This is a genomic window from Ideonella sp. A 288, assembly GCF_002198735.1.
Lineage (GTDB): Bacteria > Pseudomonadota > Gammaproteobacteria > Burkholderiales > Burkholderiaceae_C > Pseudaquabacterium.
In genome coordinates this window covers 1-22,516 of sequence record NZ_MWLO01000136.1, presented here as the reverse complement: position 1 = coordinate 22,516, position 22,516 = coordinate 1, and the positions used below count along the sequence as shown (strand labels likewise).

21 protein-coding genes are annotated in these 22,516 nt (G+C 72.0%); 12 read left to right on the top strand and 9 right to left on the bottom strand.

Features of this window, described 5'->3' with window-relative positions; genetic code table 11:
* Positions 1 to 150: 150 nt before the first annotated feature.
* Positions 151 to 573, bottom strand: a complete 423-nt coding sequence (locus EOINJALH_RS19575; protein ID WP_088283162.1) for a hypothetical protein — start codon at positions 571 to 573, stop codon at positions 151 to 153.
* 905 nt (positions 574 to 1,478) lie between these two features.
* Complete coding sequence (locus tag EOINJALH_RS19570; RefSeq protein WP_088283172.1) at positions 1,479 to 2,201, bottom strand: sigma-70 family RNA polymerase sigma factor; 723 nt, start codon at positions 2,199 to 2,201, stop codon at positions 1,479 to 1,481.
* Between the two features lie 173 nt (positions 2,202 to 2,374).
* On the opposite strand from EOINJALH_RS19570, the gene EOINJALH_RS19565 reads away from it, so the two are divergent.
* A complete protein-coding gene (locus tag EOINJALH_RS19565) occupies positions 2,375 to 4,066 on the top strand; it encodes a VWA domain-containing protein (protein ID WP_088283160.1) in 1,692 nt (563 codons plus the stop codon).
* 63 nt (positions 4,067 to 4,129) lie between these two features.
* Positions 4,130 to 4,891 carry a Crp/Fnr family transcriptional regulator gene (locus EOINJALH_RS19560; RefSeq protein ID WP_088283158.1) on the top strand — a complete coding sequence of 254 codons (762 nt, stop codon included), beginning with the start codon at positions 4,130 to 4,132 and terminating at the stop codon, positions 4,889 to 4,891.
* Between the two features lie 159 nt (positions 4,892 to 5,050).
* On the opposite strand, the gene EOINJALH_RS19555 is transcribed toward EOINJALH_RS19560, so the two are convergent.
* Together EOINJALH_RS19555 and EOINJALH_RS19550 are read right to left on the bottom strand one after the other, a co-directional pair.
* Entirely contained in the window at positions 5,051 to 5,881 is an 831-nt protein-coding gene (locus EOINJALH_RS19555) for a GGDEF domain-containing protein (RefSeq protein WP_158219825.1), read from the bottom strand.
* 64 nt (positions 5,882 to 5,945) lie between these two features.
* The gene (locus tag EOINJALH_RS19550; RefSeq protein ID WP_088283154.1) at positions 5,946 to 7,970 is read right to left on the bottom strand and encodes a RecQ family ATP-dependent DNA helicase; all 2,025 of its coding nucleotides are present in this window, start codon (positions 7,968 to 7,970) and stop codon (positions 5,946 to 5,948) included.
* A 140-nt stretch (positions 7,971 to 8,110) separates the two neighbouring features.
* Here EOINJALH_RS19550 and EOINJALH_RS19545 point away from each other — a divergent pair, with 140 nt between their 5' ends.
* Positions 8,111 to 10,294: a prolyl oligopeptidase family serine peptidase gene (locus EOINJALH_RS19545; protein ID WP_158219824.1), complete on the top strand. Its 2,184-nt coding sequence runs from the start codon at positions 8,111 to 8,113 to the stop codon at positions 10,292 to 10,294.
* Positions 10,295 to 10,321: 27 nt separating this feature from the next.
* Here the strand turns inward: EOINJALH_RS19545 and EOINJALH_RS19540 are convergent, their stop codons facing one another.
* Positions 10,322 to 10,528: a hypothetical protein gene (locus EOINJALH_RS19540; protein WP_088283150.1), complete on the bottom strand. Its 207-nt coding sequence runs from the start codon at positions 10,526 to 10,528 to the stop codon at positions 10,322 to 10,324.
* Positions 10,529 to 10,756: 228 nt separating this feature from the next.
* Here EOINJALH_RS19540 and EOINJALH_RS19535 point away from each other — a divergent pair, with 228 nt between their 5' ends.
* Positions 10,757 to 11,260, top strand: coding sequence for a single-stranded DNA-binding protein (locus tag EOINJALH_RS19535; protein WP_088283148.1), 504 nt, complete (start codon positions 10,757 to 10,759; stop codon positions 11,258 to 11,260).
* A 125-nt stretch (positions 11,261 to 11,385) separates the two neighbouring features.
* Here the strand turns inward: EOINJALH_RS19535 and EOINJALH_RS19530 are convergent, their stop codons facing one another.
* Positions 11,386 to 12,444, bottom strand: coding sequence for an SGNH/GDSL hydrolase family protein (locus tag EOINJALH_RS19530; RefSeq protein WP_158219823.1), 1,059 nt, complete (start codon positions 12,442 to 12,444; stop codon positions 11,386 to 11,388).
* A gap of 404 nt (positions 12,445 to 12,848) precedes the next feature.
* Here EOINJALH_RS19530 and EOINJALH_RS19525 point away from each other — a divergent pair, with 404 nt between their 5' ends.
* From EOINJALH_RS19525 to EOINJALH_RS19505, 5 genes are all read left to right on the top strand, one after another.
* A complete protein-coding gene (locus EOINJALH_RS19525; RefSeq protein WP_088283144.1) occupies positions 12,849 to 13,946 on the top strand; it encodes an efflux RND transporter periplasmic adaptor subunit in 1,098 nt (365 codons plus the stop codon).
* A 7-nt stretch (positions 13,947 to 13,953) separates the two neighbouring features.
* Complete coding sequence (locus EOINJALH_RS19520) at positions 13,954 to 17,259, top strand: efflux RND transporter permease subunit (RefSeq protein WP_088283142.1); 3,306 nt, start codon at positions 13,954 to 13,956, stop codon at positions 17,257 to 17,259.
* Between the two features lie 12 nt (positions 17,260 to 17,271).
* Positions 17,272 to 17,493 carry a DUF2892 domain-containing protein gene (locus EOINJALH_RS19515; protein WP_088283140.1) on the top strand — a complete coding sequence of 74 codons (222 nt, stop codon included), beginning with the start codon at positions 17,272 to 17,274 and terminating at the stop codon, positions 17,491 to 17,493.
* Between the two features lie 88 nt (positions 17,494 to 17,581).
* Positions 17,582 to 17,872: a metal-sensing transcriptional repressor gene (locus EOINJALH_RS19510; protein ID WP_088283138.1), complete on the top strand. Its 291-nt coding sequence runs from the start codon at positions 17,582 to 17,584 to the stop codon at positions 17,870 to 17,872.
* Positions 17,873 to 17,998: 126 nt separating this feature from the next.
* Positions 17,999 to 18,445, top strand: coding sequence for an OsmC family protein (locus tag EOINJALH_RS19505; protein ID WP_088283136.1), 447 nt, complete (start codon positions 17,999 to 18,001; stop codon positions 18,443 to 18,445).
* 37 nt (positions 18,446 to 18,482) lie between these two features.
* Here the strand turns inward: EOINJALH_RS19505 and EOINJALH_RS19500 are convergent, their stop codons facing one another.
* Both EOINJALH_RS19500 and EOINJALH_RS19495 read right to left on the bottom strand, forming a co-directional pair.
* Positions 18,483 to 18,851, bottom strand: a complete 369-nt coding sequence (locus EOINJALH_RS19500; protein ID WP_088283170.1) for a helix-turn-helix transcriptional regulator — start codon at positions 18,849 to 18,851, stop codon at positions 18,483 to 18,485.
* A 92-nt stretch (positions 18,852 to 18,943) separates the two neighbouring features.
* The gene (locus tag EOINJALH_RS19495; RefSeq protein ID WP_234413935.1) at positions 18,944 to 19,942 is read right to left on the bottom strand and encodes an MBL fold metallo-hydrolase; all 999 of its coding nucleotides are present in this window, start codon (positions 19,940 to 19,942) and stop codon (positions 18,944 to 18,946) included.
* Positions 19,943 to 20,081: 139 nt separating this feature from the next.
* Here EOINJALH_RS19495 and EOINJALH_RS19490 point away from each other — a divergent pair, with 139 nt between their 5' ends.
* Genes EOINJALH_RS19490 through EOINJALH_RS19480 form a run of 3 tightly spaced genes read left to right on the top strand, consistent with a single transcriptional unit; the run spans position 20,082 to position 22,282 of the window.
* Entirely contained in the window at positions 20,082 to 20,438 is a 357-nt protein-coding gene (locus EOINJALH_RS19490) for a cytochrome C (RefSeq protein ID WP_088283134.1), read from the top strand.
* Between the two features lie 11 nt (positions 20,439 to 20,449).
* Positions 20,450 to 21,730 carry an FAD/NAD(P)-binding oxidoreductase gene (locus EOINJALH_RS19485; protein WP_088283132.1) on the top strand — a complete coding sequence of 427 codons (1,281 nt, stop codon included), beginning with the start codon at positions 20,450 to 20,452 and terminating at the stop codon, positions 21,728 to 21,730.
* A gap of 48 nt (positions 21,731 to 21,778) precedes the next feature.
* Positions 21,779 to 22,282, top strand: a complete 504-nt coding sequence (locus tag EOINJALH_RS19480) for a hypothetical protein (protein ID WP_088283166.1) — start codon at positions 21,779 to 21,781, stop codon at positions 22,280 to 22,282.
* Here the strand turns inward: EOINJALH_RS19480 and EOINJALH_RS19475 are convergent.
* The coding region (locus EOINJALH_RS19475) for a VF530 family DNA-binding protein (protein WP_144290101.1) at positions 22,264 to 22,516 on the bottom strand (253 nt) is incomplete at its 5' end. The two genes, EOINJALH_RS19480 and EOINJALH_RS19475, sit on opposite strands and share 19 nt — an antisense overlap.

Genomic DNA, 22,516 nt, shown 5'->3' with positions numbered 1-22,516 from the left:
CTGGGGCATGGGGCGGCGGGTCGAGGGCAACCCGCGATGATAGGGGCGGCGGTCTTCGCGCGCACCGTGCGCCAACGCGGGGCACTCCGGGGCAGGCGGGCCTCGTCCGCGCTGCGCTCATTGGAGGCGCCGGGATCCGTGGGGGCGCGGTCAGAACTCGCGGGCCAGGGCCTCGCGCGTGGCGCTGTCCAACGGCAGCACCCACTGGCGGCCATCGGGGCCGGTCCAGCGGGCGCCGGCGTCGTCAAGCCGCAGGGTCGAACGGCGGCCCTGGGCGTCGACCCAGGCCAGCTCGGGGGCAGCGGCGGCCTCCTGTGCAGGCCCGGGCGTCGCCGCGGGCTGCAGTTGCCAGCCGGCGCCGGCGTTGTCCAACCGGCGCAGCACGCGGCGCTGCGCCGGTGTGAGCGGCCAGGCCGGGTCGGCCACGTCCTGCCGCGCTGCCAGCACCCATTGGGCCAGAGACCCCGGCGGCAACGCGCGGCCATCGAGCCGGGCCAGCTTCTCCGCCAACGCCAGCGCGCGGGCGGCAGAGATGGGCGCCTGCTGGGCCGCCCCGGCCGCCGAAGAGGCCACGGCGGGCGGCGTGGGCGCCCAGAACCTGGCCTGCGGTGGCAGCGGGGGTGGGGAGGACCGGGGCACGGGCAGTGGTGCCGGCGACGGGTGGGACGACCCGGGTTCGGGTGCCTGCGGCCCGGCCCCGCTGCGGCCGGCGGCGGGCGGTGCCGTCGCGTCCCTGTGCGAGCTTGGCGCTTCGGCCGCTGCTGTGTCGGCGCCACCCGTGTCCGGCTCGGCGCCAGGCCTCGGCGCAGAGGCCACCGCGTTGTCCGCCGGTGCGGGGGCCTTGGCCTCGGGTGGCAATGTCCATTGCACCGCAGGTGCCGGTCGCAATGGCGGCACCGTGGCGGGCGGCAGCGCCGACGGGGTTGGGGGTCTCGCCGACTGCTTCGCCCCGTCCCGCACGGTGGCCGCCCCGGCAGTGGCAGCGTCGGCCGTCGGCGGTGTGAGCTGGGCCGGCGCCGCGGCTGCGAGCGCTGGCGGCGGCGATGCGGGCAACGAATCGGGGGGCACTTGCGGTGCCGATGGCGCGGCTGTTGGCGCGGCCATTGGGGCGGGTATTGGCGCGGCTGCTGGCGCGGTCGCCGGCCCGCCCGTTCGCGCCGATTCCGCCGCCGACCGGCTCGCCCCAGGTGCCTCGCCCGTCACCGCCGGCGGCACCGGCTCGTCGTGCCAGAGCTGCAGCGTGAGCACCGACACCAGCAGCGCCGCCGCCCCGCCCGCCCACACCGGCCGCGGCTGGGCCAGCGACTGCCAGGCGCGTTGCCACCACGGCACCTGCGTCGGCCGCAAGGGCGGCGGCGCCCGCACCGCCGCCCGCGCCGCCGCTCGCAGCGCGNCGTCCTGCGCGTCGGGCGCGTGCCGCAGCGCGGCGCGCAGGTGCGCGTCGCGGGCCAGCTCGTCCGGCGTCTCGTCCGGCTTCGTCATGGGCGGGCCCCCAACGCGTCGGCACCCAGGTAGGCGCCCATGCAGGTGCGCAGCTTGGCCATCGCGTAGCGCAGCCGGCTCTTGGCGGTCTCGAAGCCCAGTTCCAGCGTGCGGGCGATGTCGTCGAGCGTGCGCTCGTCGTCGTGGTGCAGCAGGAACACCGCACGTTGCGCCGCCGGCAGCTCGTCCAGGCACATCAGCAGGCGCTCGCCGGCGCGGCGCCAGAACAGGCGGTCGTCGGCCCCCGCCACCGGCGCGGCCGGCCAGTCGAGCCAGGGTTCGCCGGCCGGCGTGAACGGCGCCTCGTCGTCGTCGGGCGCCGACACCTCGCGGCCGCTGCGGCGCAGCAGGTCGATGGCGCGGTGGTGGGCCAGCGTGAACAGCCAGGTGCGGAAGCTCGCGCCCTGCGGCACGAAATCGGCGCGGGCACGCACCACGCGCAGCCAGGTGTCCTGGAACACCTCGTCGGCCTGCGCGGCCAGCTCGCGGCCGAGCAGGCGACGCACGAAGCGGTACAGCGCGCGCTCGTGGCGGGCATAGAGCCGGTCGAAGGCCGCGGCATCGCCCCGCGCGAAGGCGGCCATGCAGCGCAGGTCGTCGGCGTCGCTGCTGCCGAGGGCGTTGCCGTTGCCGAGGGCGTCGCCGTTGCCGAGGGCGTCGGCGCCGCTGTTGCCGGGGACGTCGGCGGGTGCGGCGCGCGCATCGCGGTCTGGGGCCATGGGCGGGCAGTCTGCCACGGGCAAGGGGAGGTCCATCCGGCCTTGTACGGCCGACACGGGCGATCGGGGTTCGGCGATCCGTGGAGGCAGCTCTCCAGAGTCGGCGCGACCCCGCCGAGGGCTGCCGGACGTGTCACCCAGGGTTGCCCAACCACCCCACGAAGGAGCCTTCGATGCCCCCATCCCCCTGCTTCCGGTCGACCGGCCTGCATGGCCACGACACCCGCCGACATGGCCCCGCAGGCCGCCACCCGCGCGCGGCGGCCCGCCCGCTGGCCCTGGCCGCCGCCATGCTGGCCGTGCTGTTGAGCCTGCCGGCCTGCAGCCACGCGCCCGGCAGGCCGGCCGACGGCAGCGCACCGTTGCCCGGCGGCTGGTCGTCGACACCGGAGTTGCAGGCGCCCGCCAGGTCGACGTCGCCGCCCTGGGGCGTGCCGTCGTTCGAGCCGCCGTCGGCGCGGCATTGCAGCGGCCCGGCGCGGGTGCGCGAGCAGGGCGGACAGAACGCCCCGGCGCCGTCCGGTTGGCTCGGACGGCCGGGCGGTGCAGACCACGCCGCGCGCGACGTGGCCCGGCGCGCCGACGCCTCGGAGGCCAAGTCGGCGGGAGGTAGCACCGCCGCAGCACCCCCGTTGGCGGCAGCAGCCGCCACCCTGGCCGAGCGCGCCGCAGTGCCGTCGATGTTGGCCCCGGCACCCTGGCCGGCCGCCGGGCCGCGCACCGCAGACGCCGTCGCAAGCGGGCGCGCCGTGCCGTCCATCGCACCCCCGCAGGCCCCAGCCGCGGCGCAGAACCTGCAGCGGCCGGCCGAGACGGTGACCGCCGGCATGGTCGACGACAACGCCGCATTCACCGACTACCTGGCTTACCGCACGCGCTCGCGCCATCTCAACCCGCGCGACCGCGATCAGGCCGAGCGCTACCGCGTGGAGGTGCGCGACGCCGCCGGGCGGCCCGCGGCCGATGCCGAGGTGGCGCTGTCGTGGCCGGGCGCGCGCGCGGCGGTGCTGGTGGCGCGCACCGACGCCGCCGGACAGGCCTGGCTGCACCCGCGCGCGCTGCTGGCGCCCGAGGTGCTGGCGCGCCAGCCCTGGCTGGAGGTGCAGGTGCGGGCCACGCACGGCGAGGTGCAGCGCGCCGCGCTGCAACGCGGCCAGAAGCCGGCGGTGCAGGTGCAGTTGCGCCATGGCGGCGACGCGCCGGCCCGCGTGCCGCTGGACCTGGTGTTCCTGGTCGATGCCACCGGCTCGATGGCCGACGAGATCCACAAGCTGCGCGACAGCCTGCGCAGCATCGCCGACCGCGTCGGCGCACTGCCTTCGCAGCCCGACCTGTGCTGGGGCCTGGTGGCCTACCGCGACCATGGCGACGCCTTCGTCACCCGCACGCACGACCTCACCGACGACCTGGGCGCCTTCCAGCACACGCTGCGCCGGCTGCAGGCCGGCGGTGGCGGCGACTACCCCGAGGCGCTGGACGAGGCGCTCGACGAGGCGGTGCACCGGGTCAGCTGGCGTGGGCCCGGCACCTCGCGGCTGCTGGTGCTGCTGGGCGATGCACCGCCGCACGTCGACCGCCACGGCCCACACCACGACGAGGCCGCGGCCGCGGCGCTGGCACGCGGCATCAAGCTGCATGCGGTGGGCGCCAGCGGGCTGGACCCCCAGGGCCAGGCGGTCTTCCGCCAACTGGCGCAGGCCACCGGCGGGCGCTTCGTCTTCCTCACCTACCGCGACGCCCAGCGCCCCGGCAGCGGCCCCGGCCGAGAGACCACCCACGACGTGCACGACTACTCGGTGGACACGCTCGACGAGCTCATCGTGCGCCTGGTGCGCGACGAACTGGCGCCACGCGGCCAGCCTTGACGCCTCTGGCGGCGGTCATCGCACGGGGCCCCGCACGCGGCCCGCCGCAGCGATACTCCGGCCGTGAACAGCCCGCGCCGCGATCCCCTGCAAGCCCTGCATCCGCTCGACCTGCAGCAGCGCGTGCCCTTCAACCCGCAGGCGCGCGTCTGCATGGACTGCGGCGTGCGCCGCTTTGCACTCTTCGGCGTGCTCGACGCCGAAGAGCTGCAGCACATCCACTACCACATCGCCGACATCACGCTCGAGCCCGGGCAGCCGCTGTACATGGCCAGCGACCACGGCACCGCGGCCTACACGGTGCGCGAAGGCGTGGTGCGGCTCGAGCGCAGCAGCGAGCGCGGCGAACGCCGCATCGTGCGCCTGGCCGGCCGCAGCAGCCTGGTCGGCCTGGAGGCGATGCTGGGGCAGACCTACGCCGCCGACGCCGTCGCCTGCACGACGGTGCGTGCCTGCCGGCTGCCGCGCATGCTGGTCGACGAGCTGGCGCGCGAGCAGCCCGGCCTGCTGCGCGACCTGATGAAGCGCTGGCAGGGCGCGCTCGACGAGGCCGACGAATGGCTCACCGAGCTGTCGGCCGGCAGCGCCCGCTGGCGCATGCTGCGGCTGCTGCTGAAGCTGACCGAGTACGACGAGCCCGACGGCCGCATCTGGCTGCCCACGCGCCAGGAGATGGGCGCGATGCTGGGCATGACCATCGAGACGGCGAGCCGCCTGGTGTCGGCCCTCAAGCGCGAGGGCGTCATCGACACGCCGGACGTGCGCCATGCGCGCATCGACATGCCGGCGCTGCTGGAGGCGATCCGTCTGGAGGCGGCGGGCTAGTGCAGTGTTCGATACTGCGCAGCACTTGAGAAAACCGATGGATTTGTCGTCCTGGCTAGGCGCAAACCGCAGCGATGCCCAGCGGCATCGCGAGGATTTGCAACAACGCCAGGGCGGCAAAGACGCGGTTTTATGTGCTGCATAGCGTCGAACACTGCACTAGGTCAGCACCGGCCACCGCGCCGGCGTTGGCGCCGCGCCGAGGATGTCGGCCTCGTCGTCTGCGGCCGCGCACCGACCCGCACCCGCATCGACCACGACGCGGTTGCGGCCCGCGCGCTTGGCGGTGTACATCGCGTCGTCGACGCGCCGCACCAGGGCATCGAAGGATTCGCCCGGGCCGGCCCAGGCGGCCACGCCGATGCTGGCGCTGGCATGCAGTTCGGCGCCGTTGGCCAGCGGCAGCCCGAAGCCCTCGATGGCCCGCCGCACACGCTCGGCGGCTTCGCAGGCGTCGTCCAGGCTGCAGGCGTCGAGGCCGACGATGAACTCCTCGCCACCCCAGCGGCCCACCGGGTCGACGTCGCGAAGCGTGCCGCGCAACACACCGGCGATGCCCTGCAGCAAGGCATCGCCGACCGGGTGGCCATGCTCGTCGTTGACGTGCTTGAAGTGGTCGAGGTCCAGCATCATCAGCACCAGGGGCCCCCCGGTGCGCGCCGCGCGGGCCATGTCGCGGCCGAGCGTGTCGGTGAAGCTGCCGCGGTTCTGCAGCCCGGTGAGGTTGTCGGTGGAGGCCACGTGACGCAGTTCGGCCTGCGCGCGCTCCAGCGCATGCACCAGCCGAAAGATGCGCCAGGTGACGAAGGGCGCGATCATCGCCGGCACCAGCGTGGCCGGCAGGTAGACGATCGGGCCCATGGCCTGCCCGCCGATCTGGACGACGAACAACCAGCACAGCACGTTGGAGACGACGATCGAGAACGCCGTGATCCTCAGCAGGTCCGGCCACAGGCGACGGAGGGAATTGGAGGGGGTCGGAATGGGCATGCGGTGACGGCCCCAGGCAGGGGGGCCTTGTTCCGTTATCGACCGCCTGCCCGTGGGCTTGAGTTCAGCCCACCGCCTCGTCGAGCACGCGCAGGATCTCGCGGCCATAGGCTTCGAGCTTCTTCGCGCCCACGCCGCTGATGCCCGCCAGCGCATCGAGCGAGCCCGGCGCCTCGCGCGCCATCTCGGCCAGGGTGGCGTCGTGGAACACCACGTAGGCCGGCAGGTTGTGCGCCTGGGCCACCTGGGCGCGCCAGGCCTTGAGCAAGGCAAAGCGGGCCAGGCCGGCCTCGTCCAGCGGCAGTGGCGGCGGCTTGTCGGCCCGCGACGCACCGGCACCCGAGCCGGCCTTGCCGCGCGACCCGCGCACGCGCCTGGGCGCCTCGCTGGGCACGCGCAGCATCAGCGGCACCTCGCCGCGCAGCACGGCGCGGGCGCTGTCGGTGAGCGCCAGGGTGCCGTACTCGCCCTCGGCCTGCACATGGCCCAGCGCGATCAGCTGGCGCAGCACGCCGCGCCAGGCCTGCTCGTCGATGTCGGCACCGATGCCGAAGGTGGACAGCCGCTCGTGGCCGCGTTGCACCACCTTGTCGGTGAGCTTGCCGCGCAGCACGTCGATCAGGTGGCCGGCGCCGTAGCCGATGCCGGTCTGCTGGCGGAAGCGGTAGATGCAGCTCAGCGCCTTGCGCGCGGCCTCGGTGGCGTCCCACACCGCCGGCGGGTGCAGGCAGTTGTCGCAGTTGCCGCAACGGTAACGAGCCCCCACGGTCGGCCCTTCGGGCGCTCCCTGCCCCCCGAGGGGGCGCCGCCCGCCTTGGGGCGGCCCGGCGGCGGGCGGGTCCTCGCCGATGTCGGCCTCCTGAAGTGGCGCGCCCTCGCCAAAGTAGGCCAGCAGCCGCACGCGGCGGCAGTCGTGCGCCTCGGCCAGCGCCAGCAGCGCATCGAGCTTGCTGCGCTGCAGGCGCTTGAAGTCTTCGCCGGCCTCGCCCTCGTCGATCATGCGGCGCTGGTTGACCACGTCGACCAGGCCGTAGGCCATCCAGGCGTCGGCGGGCAGGCCGTCGCGGCCGGCGCGGCCGGTCTCCTGGTAGTAGCCCTCGATGTTCTTCGGCAGGTCGAGGTGGGCGACGAAGCGCACGTCGGGCTTGTCGATGCCCATGCCGAAGGCGATGGTGGCCACCATCACGATGCCGTCCTCGCGCAGGAAGCGGTCTTGATGGCGGCGGCGCTGGTCGGCCTCCATGCCGGCGTGGTAGGGCAGCGCCGACAGGCCCTCGCCGGCCAGCCAGGCGGCGGTCTCCTCGACCTTCTTGCGGCTCTGGCAGTAGACGATGCCGGCGTCGCCTTCGTGCTCGTCGCGCAGGAAGCGCAGCAGCTGCGCCCGGGGGTTGTCCTTCTCGACGATGGTGTAGCGGATGTTGGGCCGGTCGAAGCTGGCGACGAAGCGCTGCGCGCCTTCCAGCGCCAGGCGCTCGACGATGTCGGCGCGGGTGTGGTCGTCGGCGGTGGCGGTCAGGGCCAGGCGTGGCACGCCGGGGTAGCGCTCGTGCAGCACCGACAGGCCGAGGTACTCTTCTCGGAAGTCGTGGCCCCACTGGCTGACGCAATGCGCCTCGTCGATGGCCACCAGGCTGAACAGGCCGCGCTCGTGCAGCGAATCGAGCATCGCCAGGAAGCGCGGCGTGAGGATGCGCTCGGGCGCGGCGTACAGCAGCACCAGGCTGCCGGCGAGCAGGTCGCGCTCGACACGGCGGGTTTCGTCGCCGTCGAGCGTGCTGTTCAGAAAGGCAGCCGACACGCCGGCTTCGTCGAGCGCCCCGACCTGGTCGTGCATCAGCGCGATCAGCGGGCTCACCACCAGCGCCACGCCGCGGCCGGCGCGGTGCCGGGCGATGGCCGGCACCTGGTAGCACAGGCTCTTGCCGCCGCCGGTGGGCATCAGCACCAGCGCGTCGCCGCCGCCGGTGACATGTTCGATGATCTCGGCCTGGCGGCCACGGAAGGCGCCGTAGCCGAAGACCTCGTGCAGGATGTGGAGCGGATCGGTGTCGGCGGAGTTCACGGGCGGCAGGGGCGGTTCGGCCGACATTGTCGCTGTGCTAGCGTGGCGCCTGATCCAGTCGGAGGACCCATGACCCCCCACGCCCACGTTCGCCTGCGGCCCAGGGCCCGCACCCCTCGGCCTTGCTTCCGTGCGACCACCCGTCAGGTGGCGCGATGACTCGGCGGGTGCGCGGCCTGATCGGCCTGGTCGCGGGCCTGGCCGGCGCGCTGGTGGCCGCCTGGGCCGCCGCCGCACCACCGGTCTTCCCGGTCAAGGACGTGCCAGAGACCTTCTTCGGCACCGTCGTGCCCGATCCCTACCGCGCGCTGGAAGACAAGACCGCGCCCGACGTGGTGGCCTGGATGAAGGCGCAGGACGCCCACGCCCGCGCCGCGCTGGCCGCCGTGCCCGGACGCGCGGGCCTGCTGGCGCAGCTCGAGCGCTTCGAATCGGCCGTGCCGGTGCGGGTGGTGCAGGTGGTGCGCGAGGCCGGCGACCTGTGGTTCTACCTGCGCCGCGGCGCCGGCGAGAACCAGTTCAAGCTCGTCGTGCGGCGCGGCCTGGCCGGCGCCGAGAAGCTGCTGGTCGACCCCGAGGCCGTCGAGAAGCAGACCGGCAAGCCGCATGCGATCAACTGGTTCAGCCCATCGCCGGGCGGCCGCTGGGTGGCCTACGGGCTTTCGGCCCAGGGCGCGGAGGACGCCGCGCTGCACGTGCTGGACGTGCAGACCGGGCAGCTCGTCGGCGGGCCGGTGAGCCGTGCCGACTATGGCGGCGTCAGCTGGGCGCCCGACGGCCGCCGGCTGGTCTTCAACCGCCTGCAGGCCATGGCGCCGGGCCTGCCCGAGACCGAGAAGTACCAGCGCAGCCAGGTGCTGCTGTGGAACCCGACCGAGCCGATCGAGCAGGCGGTGCCGGTGTTCGGCATCGGCCAGGACGGCGTGCAGATCGAGCCCGGCGAGACGCCGATCGTGCAGCTCACCCACGACGGCCGCTGGGCGCTGGGCCAGGTGATCAATGGCACGCAGAGCGAGTACGGCCTGTACCTGTCGCCCGCGCCGGCGCTGCTGGCCGGCAAGCCGCAGTGGCGCAAGCTGTTCGGGGCCGACGCGAAGGTGGTGGGCCAGGCCTACAAGGCCAACGGCCTGTACCTGCGCAGCCACGACGGCGCACCGCGCTTCAAGGTGCTGCGGCTCGACCTGAACGAGGCCGACCTGGCGCAGGCCCGCCTCATCGTGCCGGCCGGCGACAAGGTGATCACCGGCCTGGCCACCACCGCCGACGGCCTGTACCTCGAGATGCGCGACGGCAACATCAAGCGGCTGTACCGGCGCATCTGGGGCCGCGACGTGCTCGCCGAGATCGCGCTGCCGGTGGCCGGCGCGTTCGCGCTGACCGACAGCGAGGCCGGCACCAGCGCCGGCGACCCGCGGCTGCATGGCCTGGTGGTCGACCTGCAGGGCTGGACCCGCGCGCGGCAGATCCACGTGACCAACGGCTTCGGCGTGCTCAGCAACACCGGCCTGCAGCCGCAAGGCCCCTTCGATGCGCCGGCCGACCTGGTGACCACCGAGGTGCAGGTGCGCAGCCACGACGGCGCGATGGTGCCGATGTCGATCATCCACCGCAAGGGCATCGCGCTGGACGGCCGCAACCCGACGCTGCTGTACGGCTACGCCGCCTACGGCATCACCGAGGAGCCGTACTTCAGCCTCGGGCGGCTGGCCTTCCTGGACGCGGGCGGCGTCTTCGCGGTGGCCAACCCGCGCGGCAGCAGCGTCTACGGCGAAGACTGGTACCGCGGCGGCTGGCAGGCCACCAAGCCCAACACCTGGAAGGACTTCATTGCCTGCGCCGAATGGCTGGTGGCCAAGCGCTACACCGCGCCCGAGCGCCTGGGCCTGCTGGGCGGCAGCGCGGGCGGCATCCTGGTGGGGCGGGCGATGACCGAGCGGCCCGACCTCTTCGGCGCGGTGGTCTCGGCCGTCGGCGCGCTGGACATGGTGCGCGCCGAGACCACCCCCAACGGCGTGCCCAACATCCCCGAGTTCGGCAGCCGCACCACCGAGGCGGGCTTCCGGTCACTTCTGGCGATGAGCGCCTACCACCAGGTGAAGGACGGCGTGAAGTACCCCGCCGTGCTGCTGACCCACGGCGTCAACGACCCGCGCGTCGAGGTGTGGCAAAGCACCAAGACCGCCGCGCGCCTGCAGGCTGCCAGCGCCAGCGGCAAGCCGGTGCTGCTGCGGCTGGACTGGGACGCCGGGCACGGCATCGGCAACACCCGTCGCCAGCAGCTTGAGGAACGGGCCGACCTCTACGCCTTCCTTCTGTGGCAGCTGGGGGCGCCGGCGTTCCAGCCAAAGTAGCCCGGCCGGCGCATCCTCCAAGGGCCGTCAGGGGCTGCCGGCGGACTTCACAGGCTTCGGCTCGTGGCGAAATTCATCGGGCAGCGTGCCGACCGAGCGGAAGGTCACGTCGAGGCCGCGGGCCAGATCCCAGGACGACTCGAAATAGCCGCCAGCGGTGCGCGCCTGTCGGCGGTCGGCCTGCGCGGCAGACGGGACGGCGGGCGGGGGAACATCGGCGGCGGGTGGGCTCATGGCGGGACAACCTGTACTGCGGTTACAACAACGTCGATTGAACCTGCTTCCGGCTTTCCTTTTAACCCTCCTAAAGGCTGGCCCCCCTGATTCGAGGGGTCTGGGTCGACGTCGAACCGGGCCGATCCCCCAAACCGGGGCCCCCTTGAGGGTGAGGTCGCGCGCGGGCAGGCGCTCGTTATCATGTGCACTCGGGCCGGTCGAGCCCACCACACAGGAGCGGGCGCCATGGCCTCAGTCAACAAAGTCATCCTCATCGGCAACCTGGGGCGCGACCCGGAAGTGCGCTATGCCCCCAGCGGTTCGGCCATCTGCAACGTCACGCTGGCGACCAGCCGCAACTGGAAGGACAAGACCAGCGGCGAGCGCCAGGAAGAGACCGAATGGCACCGCGTCGTCTTCTACGACCGCCTGGCCGAGATCGCCGGCGAGTACCTGAAGAAGGGCAAGTCGGTCTACATCGAGGGTCGCCTGAAGACCCGCAAGTGGACCGACAAGGAAGGCGTCGAGAAGTACACCACCGAGATCATCGCCCAGGAAATGACGATGCTCGGCGGCCGCGAAGGCCCCGGTGGCGGCGCCGACGAGGGCAGCTACGGCGCCGAGGGGGGCGGTTCACGGGCACCAGCGCCACGTCCCGCCGCCGCGCGACCGGCCGCTGCGGCACCGCGGCCGGCGCCGCAGAAGTCGAGCACCGGCTTCGACGGCATGGACGACGACATCCCGTTCTGAACCCAGACCGGTCCGTCCGCCAAGGCGGGGAATGAAAAATGGCCGCCCCAGGGCGGCCATTTGCGTTGTCGGGGCGCTTGCCTTGCGGCGGTGCGCCGGCGACGGCGGCGGTCAGGTGGACCGGGTCACGCGGCGCGACGACGGGCGATGCCCAGGGCCATCAGCGCGCACAGGGCCAGCGCGATCGAGCCGGGCTCGGGCACGGTCGCCAGCGCCAACTGCCCGATCAACTGGTGCGACACCGCGGACGGGTGCAGGGGATCGGAGTAAGCCGACACGTCGCAGCCGCTGGCCGAGGCATCCGGGGCAAAGTACTCACCCGAGACCGGTCCGGCCCCGAGGCAAGGTGACGACACGTTGGTGATGCCGAATCGCGCGCCGCCGTTGTTGAGCGCATCGTCGACCACGGCCTCGTTCAGGCCGAACAAATCCATCCAGTGGATGTCGAGGTCGACACCGGTCAGGGCCTGGTACTGCGCATCGAAGTCGGCGGACAAGGCAGCCAGGGCGGCATTGAAGGCCAGCGTCGCGGCGGTCGACTCGGCCGTCTTGCCGAGCATGCCGGCTTCGGGCGTCTTGCCCAGGTCTGGCAGGCTCGACAACAGGAAGTGCTGGGCGCCCGACAGCGCCAGACGGCCGACGGCGGCGACGACGTTCGCCGCGGTCTCGAGCGGAGTCAACGCAGCGGGCAGGCCGTTGCGGTAATCGCGCAGGTCGTTGCCCCCGGCCATCACCACGTACAGCGCGTTCGGGTCGGCCACTCGGTCGGCGCCGGACCCGAACACCGACCCGTTCCAGGCGATCAACTGGCTCATCAGGCCGGTGGTCGGGCCGCCCAGTCCGCCAAATCCGGTGCGCGCACCGCCGAACGCATAGTTGGTGCCGCCGGGAATGCCGATCGGCACCACCGAGGTGCCGTCGAAGACCAGGTTGCTGTTCTTGGCCGCGTCGGGCATGCCCAGACCGGCTGCCAGGTGTTCGGTCCAGACCGGGCCGTTCGAGAAGCGGCCCGGCGCGCCCTGGTTGCTCGGGAACGCGCCGCCCGTCAGCGCGGCCACATTGCCGGTGTCCACCAGGCTGTCGCCGAAGAACACCAGGCCCGTGTAGGCCGCCTGTGAGTTGCCGATCAATCCGGCAACACCTATGACAAGCGTCAGAAGACGCCGTTGAACCGATGTGAACATCGCACCACTCTTGTCTGGCGTGCACTCCCCCGAGGCACTCGGGCATCCCATGGCACTGGGAGGCGGAAGCATGCTATGCGAGTTCCGTGCCTCGAGAAACACCGATTGAGGGGGGTAGGCATGTCGACCGCCGCGGCGTATGGATGCACTGGCCCATGAGGGCAATCCGCGGACCTGGCCGCCACCCATATCGTCCGACCTGGGCGTCCGACGACCGCCGGGCGCGGCGTCGGCCAAAGGCGCGCGCCGAGCCGCACGACAGGGGCCGGGAGGTCGAGCGGCACGGCCGTCCGCCGGTTCCGCGGCCGTGCAGGCCCCGACGGAGCATGTGGCGGCAGGGGGCCAAACTGCCTGGCCAGCGACAGGGCCTTGATACCCTATTGGGTATCTGATACGATCTCGCCATGGGTATCAAACTGCCGCTCAACCTCCATCGCCGCACGGCGATTTCGCTGGCCTTTGCGGGGCTCGCCGCGGCCGGGCTGGCCTCGGCCGCCGATCCCGTGTCGGTGCCCACCCTGTTGCCACAGGGCGCCGGCACCACACGTGGCCTGTCGCTCGACGGCGTCGTGCAGCCGCTTCGCCAGGCCACGCTGGCGGCTCAGGTGGGGGGCAACGTGGTGTCCTTGTCGGTCAAGGCCGGTGACCGCGTGCGCGCCGGCCAGGCCGTGGCCCGCGTCGACGAGCGCGAACTGCAGGCCGGCCTGCAGCGCAGCGAGGCCGGCGTGTCGCAGGCCGAGGCCGAGTTCCGCAACGCCCGGCTGCAGGCCGAGCGCAGCCGGGATCTGCGCCAGCAGGGCTTCGTCAGCCAGGCCGCGCTCGACGTGGCCGAAACCCAGTTCAAGGCCGCCCAGGCCGGGCTGCAGCAGGCGCAGGCCGGCCGCAGCCAGGCGGCGCTGGCACGGGGCTTTACCACCGTGGTCGCGCCTTTCGACGCGGTGGTGCTGGCCACCCACGTCGAGGCCGGCGACCTGGCCACGCCAGGTCGGCCGATCGCCACGGTCTATGCCCCCGGCGCGATGCGCGCCGTGGTGCAGGTGCCGGCATCGATGGCCGGCGCCGCCCGCTCCGCCACCAGCGTGCTGGTGCAACTGCCCGATGGCCGCTCGGTCGAGCCCATCGCGCGCGCCGTGCTGCCGGTGGCCGACCCGGTGTCTCAGACCGTCGAATGGCGGCTCGACCTGCCGGCTTCGGCCAGCACGGGCGATGCCCCGGTGCTGCCGGGCCAATCGGTGCAGGTGGCCTTCGTCGGCGGTGCAGCCGCCGCACCGGCCACCCCCGGCGGCGCCCTCACCATCCCGTCGGCGGCGCTGTTGCGCCGCGGCGAGCTCACCGCCGTCTATGTGGTCCAAGAGCAGCGCTTCGTGCTGCGCGCCGTGCGCACCGGCGCCCACCGCGGTGCCGCGGGCGTCGACATCCTGGCCGGCCTGAAGCCTGGCGAGCGCCTGGCCGCCGATGCGGTCAAGGCGGGCCTGGCGGGCGCCGTGCCGGCGGCCCGTTGAGCACGCCATGAGCGACCACGAGACGACCTCCGGCAGCGCCGTGGCCCCGCCTGCCTTGGGCGTGTCCGGCCGACTGGCCGCGGCCTTCCAGGCCAACGCACTGACACCGCTGCTGGCCATCGTCGCGCTGCTGCTGGGCCTGTTCGCGGTGCTGGTGACGCCGCGCGAGGAAGAGCCGCAGATCAACGTCACGATGGCCAACGTGATGATCCCGTTCCCGGGGGCCAGCAGCGCCGACGTGCAGGCCATGGTGGCCCGCCCGGCCGAGCAGGTGCTGGGCCAGATCGCCGGCATCGAGCACACCTTCTCGGTGTCGCGGCCGGGCATGGCGCTGCTCACCGTGCAGTTCAAGGTCGGCGTGCCGCGCACCGAGGCGCTGGTGCGCCTGTACGACGTGCTCAACGCCAACCAGGACTGGCTGCCGCGCGAGCTGGGCACGCTGCCGCCGATCGTGCGGCCCAAGGGCATCGACGACGTGCCGATCCTGGGCATCACGCTGTGGGCCCGCGACGGCCGCGCGGCGACAGAGCTGGAGCGGGTGGCGCACACGCTGGAGGCCGAGCTGAAGCGCGTGCCCGGCGCCCGCGAAGTGCAGACCATCGGCGGCCCCGGCCGCGTGGTGCAGGTGTCGCTCGACCCCACCAGGCTGCGCGAGCGCGGCGTCGACGTGATGCGGCTGAAGGCCACGCTGGCTGCGGCCAACGTCGGCCTGCCGGCCGGTTCGGTGGTCGAGGAGAGCGGCTCGCGCATGCTGGCCGTTCAGACGGGCGAATTCCTGCGCTCGGCCGACGAGGTGGGCGACCTGGTGGTGGGCGTCAACGCCGGCCGGCCGGTGTTCCTGCGCGAAGTGGCCCGGGTCGAGGCCGCGTCCGGCCAGCCGCTGCAGTATGTCTGGCACACCCCTGGCGCGGCTGCCGCAGCACCGGCAGCATCGGCCGCGGATGCCGGTGCCGTGTACCCCGCCGTCACGGTGACGCTGACCAAGAAGCCGGGACAGAACGCGGTCGACGTGGCCGCCGCCGCGCGCCAGCGCCTGGACGAGTTGCGCAACACCGTGATCCCGGAAGGCGTGGAGGCCACGGTCACCCGTGACTATGGCGAGACCGCCGCCGAGAAGGCCAACAAGCTGATCCAGAAGCTGGCCTTCGCCACCGCGTCCGTCATCCTGCTGGTGGGCCTGGCGCTGGGCAAGCGCGAGGCGGTGATCGTCGGCGCAGCCGTCATCCTCACCCTGATGGCCACGCTGTTCGCGAGCTGGGCCTGGGGCTTCACGCTCAACCGGGTGTCGCTGTTCGCGCTGATCTTCTCGATCGGCATCCTCGTCGACGACGCCATCGTGGTGGTCGAGAACATCCACCGCCACCAGCAGCTCGACCCGCACAAGCCGCTGCGCGAGATCATCCCGCTGGCCGTCGACGAGGTCGGCGGCCCCACCATCCTGGCCACGCTCACCGTCATCGCCGCGCTGCTGCCGATGGCCTTCGTCAGCGGGCTGATGGGCCCGTACATGAGCCCGATCCCGATCAACTCCAGCCTGGGCATGGCGCTGTCGCTGGGCATCGCCTTCACGGTGACGCCGTGGCTCGCGCTCAAGCTGATGAAGTCGCATGCCGCGTCCGGCCATGCCCCGGTCGCCGCGGCCGGCGGCGGCCTGGGCGGCAAGCTGCAGCGCCTGTTCCAGCGCCTGCTGATGCCGCTGCTGCAAAGTGCCGCCAAGCGCTGGCTGCTGCTGGCCGGCATCCTGTCGGCGCTGGCGCTGTCGGTGGCGCTGGCCCTGGTGCCCACCTGGGCCGTCGGCGTCGTGCTGAAGATGCTGCCCTTCGACAACAAGAGCGAGTTCCAGCTGGTCGTCGAGATGCCCGCGGGCACGCCGCTGGAGAACACCGCGGCGGCGCTGCAGGAGCTGGGTGCCTTTCTGGCGAAGCAGCCCGAGGTGCGCAGCCTGCAGGGCTATGCCGGCACGGCCAGCCCGATCACCTTCAACGGCCTGGTGCGGCAGTACTACCTGCGCGCCGACGCCGACCAGGGCGACCTGCAGGTGAACCTGGTCGACAAGCAGCACCGCCACGAGAAGAGCCATGCCATCGCGCAGCGCCTGCGCCCGGCGCTCGAGCAGATCGGCGCGCGCCACCAGGCCCGCGTGCAGGTGGTCGAGGTACCGCCGGGCCCGCCGGTGCTGAGCCCGCTGGTGGCCGAGGTCTACGGCCCCGACGAGGCCGGCCGCCAGCAACTGGCGCGGCGCATCGCGCAGGGCTTCGCCAAGACGCCCGACATCGTCGGCATCGACACCTCGCTGGAAGAGGACGCACCGCGCGCCTTCCTGCGCATCCAGCGGCAGAAGTCCGAGTCGCTGGGCATCCCGGCGGCCGCGGTGGCGCAGGCGGTGCAGGCGGCACTGTCGGGCACCGACGCCGCCTGGCTGCACGACGGCCACGCCAAGTACCCGGTGCCGGTGCGGCTGCAACTGCCGCGCGAATCGCAGGTGGGGCTGGACGCGCTGCTGGCGCTGCCGCTGCGCGCCGCCAGCGGCCAGCTGGTGCCGCTGTCCGAGCTGGTGCGGGTGGAGCGCGGCGTGATCGACAAGCCGCTGTTCACCAAGGACCTGCAGCCGGTGAGCTACGTCATCGCCGACATGGGCGGGCGGCTGGATTCGCCGCTGTACGGTCTGGCCGCCATCCGCCCGGCGCTGGCCGACGCCGCGCTGCCCGGCACCGGCGCGCTGGGCGAGTACTGGATCAACCAGCCGTCCGACCCCTTCCGGGGCTACGCCATCAAGTGGGACGGCGAGTTCCAGATCACCTACGAGACCTTCCGCGACATGGGCGCTGCCTATGGCGTGGGCCTGATCCTGATCTACCTGCTGGTGGTGGCGCAGTTCAAGAGCTACCTGACGCCGTTGATCATCATGGCGCCGATCCCGCTGACCATCATCGGCGTGATGCCCGGCCATGCGCTGCTGGGTGCGCAGTACACCGCCACCTCGATGATCGGCATGATCGCGCTGGCCGGCATCATCGTGCGCAACTCCATCCTGCTGGTCGACTTCATCGAGCTGCAGCTCGCACAGGGCGTGGCCTTCCGCGAGGCGGTGGTGTCGTCGGCCGCGGTGCGCGCCCAGCCCATCGCGCTGACCGGCCTGGCCGCGATGATCGGCGCCTTCTTCATCCTCGACGACCCGATCTTCAACGGCCTGGCCGTCTCGCTCATCTTCGGCATCCTGGTCTCGACCTTGCTCACGCTGGTCGTCATCCCGGTGCTGTACTTCGCGGCCTACAAGGGCCGCCACCCCGACCCTGTGCTCGAAACCCCCTGAAGGAGACCTTCCATGACCGTCGACCGACTCATCCGCATCTTTGCCGGCTCGTTCATCCTGCTGTCGCTGGCCCTCGGGGTGCAGGGCAGCCCGCTGTTCGTCAGCCCGTGGTGGCTGGCCTTCACCGCCTTTGTCGGCGCCAACCTGCTGCAGTTCGGATTCACCAACGTGTGCCCCCTCGGTTTCATCCTGAAGAAGCTGGGCGTGCCCGAGACGGCCGCCTGCGCACGCTGACCCGGGGGCCGGAATGGACCCGGTGCAGCAAACCCCCGACGGTAAGGCGACAATGCCGCCCGGACGACCGGCTGCGGAGGCCTGCACCATGGCGAAATTCACCGACGATGCAACACGAACCGACCTTCTCAACCGCCTGAAGCGCGCGGAAGGTCAGTTGCGGGGCATCCAGCGCATGATCGAGGGCGGCGAGCCCTGCATCAGCATCGCAAGCCAGATGGCCGCGGTGCGCAAGGCTCTGGACAGCGCCTACGTGCGCATGACCGTGTGCTACATGCAGCAAGAGCTGCAATCCCGCCTGGAACCCGACGCCAAGCACGAAGGCGAACTGGCGGCCGTGCTGGACGACGTGCAGGTGCTGCTGGGCAAGGTGCGTTGACAGACCGCCCAGCGCCCGCCCCCCACGGGGGTTGAGTCGCCTGGGGGCGGTCCTTCACCGATCCAAGCGCCCCAAGGGCTTGGCACTGCCCGGCCCCGCCCCCCAAGCCCGACTCAGGAGACCACGATGAGCGATACCCCCGTCACGGTGCGACTGGCGCAACGCCACGACTTCCAGTTCGACACCCACTTCGGCCCGGACCTGCCCGTGCTCGTCACAGACGAGCCGGCACCGCTGGGCCAGGGCACCGGCCCGTCGCCGATGCAGTTGCTGTGCGCGGCCGTGGGCAACTGCCTGTCGGCGTCGATGCTGTTCTCGCTGCGCAAGTTCAAGCAGCAGCCCGAACCGATCGGCTGCGAGGTGTCGGCCGAGGTCGGCCGCAACGCCGACAAGCGGCTGCGCGTGCTGGGACTTCACGCCCGCCTGACCCTGGGCGTGCCGGCGGCATCGCTGGAGCACCTCGACCGCGTGCTCGGCAGCTTCGAGGAATTCTGCACCGTCACGGCCAGCGTGCGGGCGAGCATCCCGGTCACCGTGGCGGTGTTCGACGCCCAGGGCGTGCAACTGAAGTGAGCCCAGGCGGGTGCGCGCCTGCGGCCCGGGTTGAGGCTCAGTGCGCGCTGCGCGCCACCAACCGCTCGCCGCGGACGACGTCGGCAGGCGCATCCAGCTCGACCGCCACCTGGCTGCACACGGCACGGCACAGCGTGGCCACGCGCTCGCTTTCGAGCCGGTAGTAGATCTGGGTGCCCTCGCGGCGCTTGCCCAGCACGCCCGCGCGGTACAGCGTGGACAGGTGCTGCGACATGTTGGGCTGCGTGGTGTCGATCAACGACAGCAGTTGCGACACGTTCTTCTCGCCATTGCACAGCGCGCCGATGATGCGCAGCCGCACGGGCGTGGACAGCAGTGAAAACAACTCGGCCACGGCCTCGAAGACGGCATCGCTGCAGCTGGCGTCGGTGGTGGTCGAGGGCATGGGCATTGCGTCCGAATCTGATTCTATGCGTACGCACGAATGGACCCGGAGACCGCGTCGGAGGCGGTGGCATTGAGTTCGTCCAGGCCCCCTCAGGGCTTCTCGTGCTCCATCAGCAGGTAGGTGTTGTAGGCATTCATGCGGTGCGTCGCCCCGAACATCGGCAGACCGGCAAAGCGTGACCAGTCGGTGCGTGCATACGCCTCGTCGAAGGGCTCCATCCGCGCCGCCGCCTCGCCCATGGTCTTGCGCAGGTAGGCCAGGTAGTCGCGCGTCGACCCCAGGTCGTCGGCCGGCTGCCTCGACACAGGCCCGTGACCGGGCACCAACAGCGTGGGCTTCAGCTCGAGCAGGCGGTCGAGGGCGACGATCCAGCGACGGCTGTCGGCCTGGCCCACGAAGGGCACGCGGCCGCGGAAGACGATGTCGCCCGCGAACAGCGCGCCGGTGACCGCGTCGTGCACCACCAGGTCTTCCGGCGTATGAGACGGCCCGGCGTGGCGGACGCGGAAGCTGCGTTGACCGATGCGCAGCATCAGGTCGGCGTTGTCGCCACCTTCGCCCAGCCACAGGTCGGGCGGCACCAGCCGGGTGTGCTCGTCGACCGCGGGGTACAACTGCTCGCGGCTGGCCTGCATGCGCAGGCGCGCGGTGTCGGAATGCAGGTACTCGCGGCAGCCGACGTGGCCCACCACGCTGGCCCCGGCGGCCTTCATCACCTGCAGGCCGTAGATGTGGTCGGCGTGGCAGTGCGTGACCACCACGTAGCGCACCGGCAGCGGCGTGATGCGGCCGATGAGCTCCAGCAGCCGCTGCGCCAGCGGCGGCGAGCCCAGCGCATCGATCACCAACACGCCGCCGTCGGCCACCACGAAAGAGGCGTTCGAGATGAAGTTCAGGTTGGCCGGCGAGCCGAGCGCGGCTTCGCCCTGCACGACGTAGGTGCCGGCGGCCACTTCGACGGCTTCCATGCGCACGGTGGACAGTGCAGCGGGCTGTGCCTGCGCCACGGCCCACGGCATGCCGAGGGCCAGCAACAGCCACCCCAGACGCCAGGCTCTGGCGATGGCGGGAAAACACGCAATCGACACGGTGGGGGGCATAGGGATACCGCTACATGCAGATGCAATGATGTTCGACACACTATAGGCAGCCAAGCCCGAGACTGGCAAGCCGGCAGGCACCCGAGGCGAGGCTGGCCATCGGCCGACGACAAAGGAACAAACGACCATGAAGAGGACCGTCACCCACCCGAGCGGGCGCTGGCCGCAGCGGCGCATCGGCACCCTGGCAGCGGCCGCGCTGCTGGCCGGCATGGCACTGGGCGCGCAGGCGCAGGACGCATCGCAACGCTTGCGCGCGCGCACCCTCGCGGCCACTTGCGCGCATTGCCACGGCACCGATGGTCGCGCTGTCCAGGGCGAGGCGCTGGTGTCGCTCGCCGGCCGCCCTGCCAGCGAACTGCTGGCCACGCTGCTGGACTTCCGCACGGGGCAGAGGCCGGCCACCATCATGCACCAGATCACCCGGGGCTACTCGCAGGAGCAGCTCGAATCCGTCGCGAACTACTTCGCGGCGCAGAAGTGAGGGCGGACACCATGATCGAACGCAGAAGACTCCTCCAGGGCCTGTTCTTCGGGGGCGCGGCGGCCAGCCTCGCCGGCTGCGCGGCCACCGGCGGCCCGGCCTCGAAAGCCCGCGTCGTGGTGGTCGGCGGCGGCTACGGCGGCGCAACGGTGTCCAAGTACATCCGGCTGCTGTCCGACCAGCGCATCGACGTGACGATGGTCGAGCCTGCGCGCCAGTTCGTCTCGTGCCCGATGTCGAACCTGGTGCTCGGCGGCCAGCGCGGCATGGCCGACATCACCTCCCCCTACGATGGCCTGGCTTCCACGCACGGTGTGCGCATCGTGCACGACCGCGCGACATCCATCGACCCGGCCAAACGCACCGTGGCGCTGGCCGGCGGCGCCACGCTGGCCTACGACAAGCTGGTGCTGGCCCCCGGCATCGACATGATGTGGGACAGCGTGCAAGGCCTGCAAGCCGCCAATGCGGCGGGCCAGGTGCTGCATGCCTGGAAGGCCGGGCCCGACACGGTGGCCCTGCGCCGCCAGCTCGAGGCCATGCGCGACGGCGGCACCTACGCCATCGTCATCCCCGAGGCGCCGTACCGGTGCCCGCCGGGCCCCTACGAGCGGGCCAGCGTGGTGGCCGCGTACTTCAAGCGTGCGAAGCCGAAATCCAAGGTGCTGATCCTCGACGCCAATCCCGATGTCACCTCCAAGGGCAGCTTGTTCAAGAAGGCCTGGTCGGAAATCTACGGCGGCATGATCGAGTACCGTGCCCAGCATCGGGCAGTGTCGGTGGACGGCGCCACCCGCACGGTGCGCTTCGACGTGCAGGACGACGTGAAGGCCGACGTGCTGAACGTGCTGCCCACGATGCGCGCCGGCGAACTCGCCGTGCAGACCGGGCTGGCCAACGCCAACGCCCGCTGGTGCCACGTGAACTTCCTGAACTTCGAATCCACCGCGCAGCAGCACATCCACGTCATCGGCGACGCCATCCAGGTGGCCGCGGGCATGCCCAAGTCGGGGCACATGGCCAACTCGCACGCCAAGGTCACCGCCTCGGCGATCGTGGCCGAACTGATGGGCTTCGAACCCGACCCGCACCCCATGCTCACCAACGTGTGCATGAGCTTCGTCGACGACACCCACGTCATCCACGTGGCCAGCGTGCACGAGTACGTGCCGACACAGAAGACCTTCCGCACCATCGGCGGCTCGGGCGGCGTGTCGGATGCGCGCTCCGACCTCGAAGGCCGCTACGCCCAGGCCTGGGCCAAGAACATCTGGGCCGATGCGCTGAAGTGAGCAGGTGCCTGCGGGTCTGCCGGCTGGCCCGCACGTAGGATGTCGGTCATGACATCGAACCCGACCCACGAGCCCGACACCGCCGACACGCCCGAGGCCATCCACGAGCCGCGGCTGTGGCGCGACAACGGCTGGACGGCCCGCGTCGTCAAGAACGAGGACGACGACGGCTGGGCGGTCGAGATGGTGCTGCATGGCGAATCGGAGCCGGCGCTGGTGGGCCCGTGGACCATGGGCCGCGACAAGAAGAACCCGAAGCCGCTGGACACCGCGGCCTTTCACACGCTGGTCAAGACCGCCGCCGAGGTGCTGCGCCGGCACGAGCAGCAGCGGCACGCGCAGCTGCACAAGAACCTCGTCGTCATGACGGCCACCGGCCGCGTGACGGTGACGCTGGACATCGTGCCCGACGAGGACGAGCCGCACGCCTTCCTGGCCGCTGCCGATGCCGACGGCGAGCCGCTGGCGCGGGTGCGCGTGGCGCCGAACTTCAGGCTCGGCACGGCCAGTGCCGAAGCCTGGATCGCCGACGGTTACCGCCGGCCGGGCTGAGCGCCACCGCCGTCGCGGCGGATCTCGCGCTGCATGAACAGGTACAGGCCCTCAACTTTTTCGCGCGCCCAGGGCGTCTTGCGCAGGAACTTCAGGCTCGACGCGACGCTGGGCTCGCTGCTGAAGCAGCGCAGCGGGATGCGCTCGGCCAGCCCCGGCCAGCCGTAGTGCGCCGCCAGCGCCGACACCATGGCCTCCAGCGTCACCCCGTGCAGCGGGTTGCGGGGCTGGGCG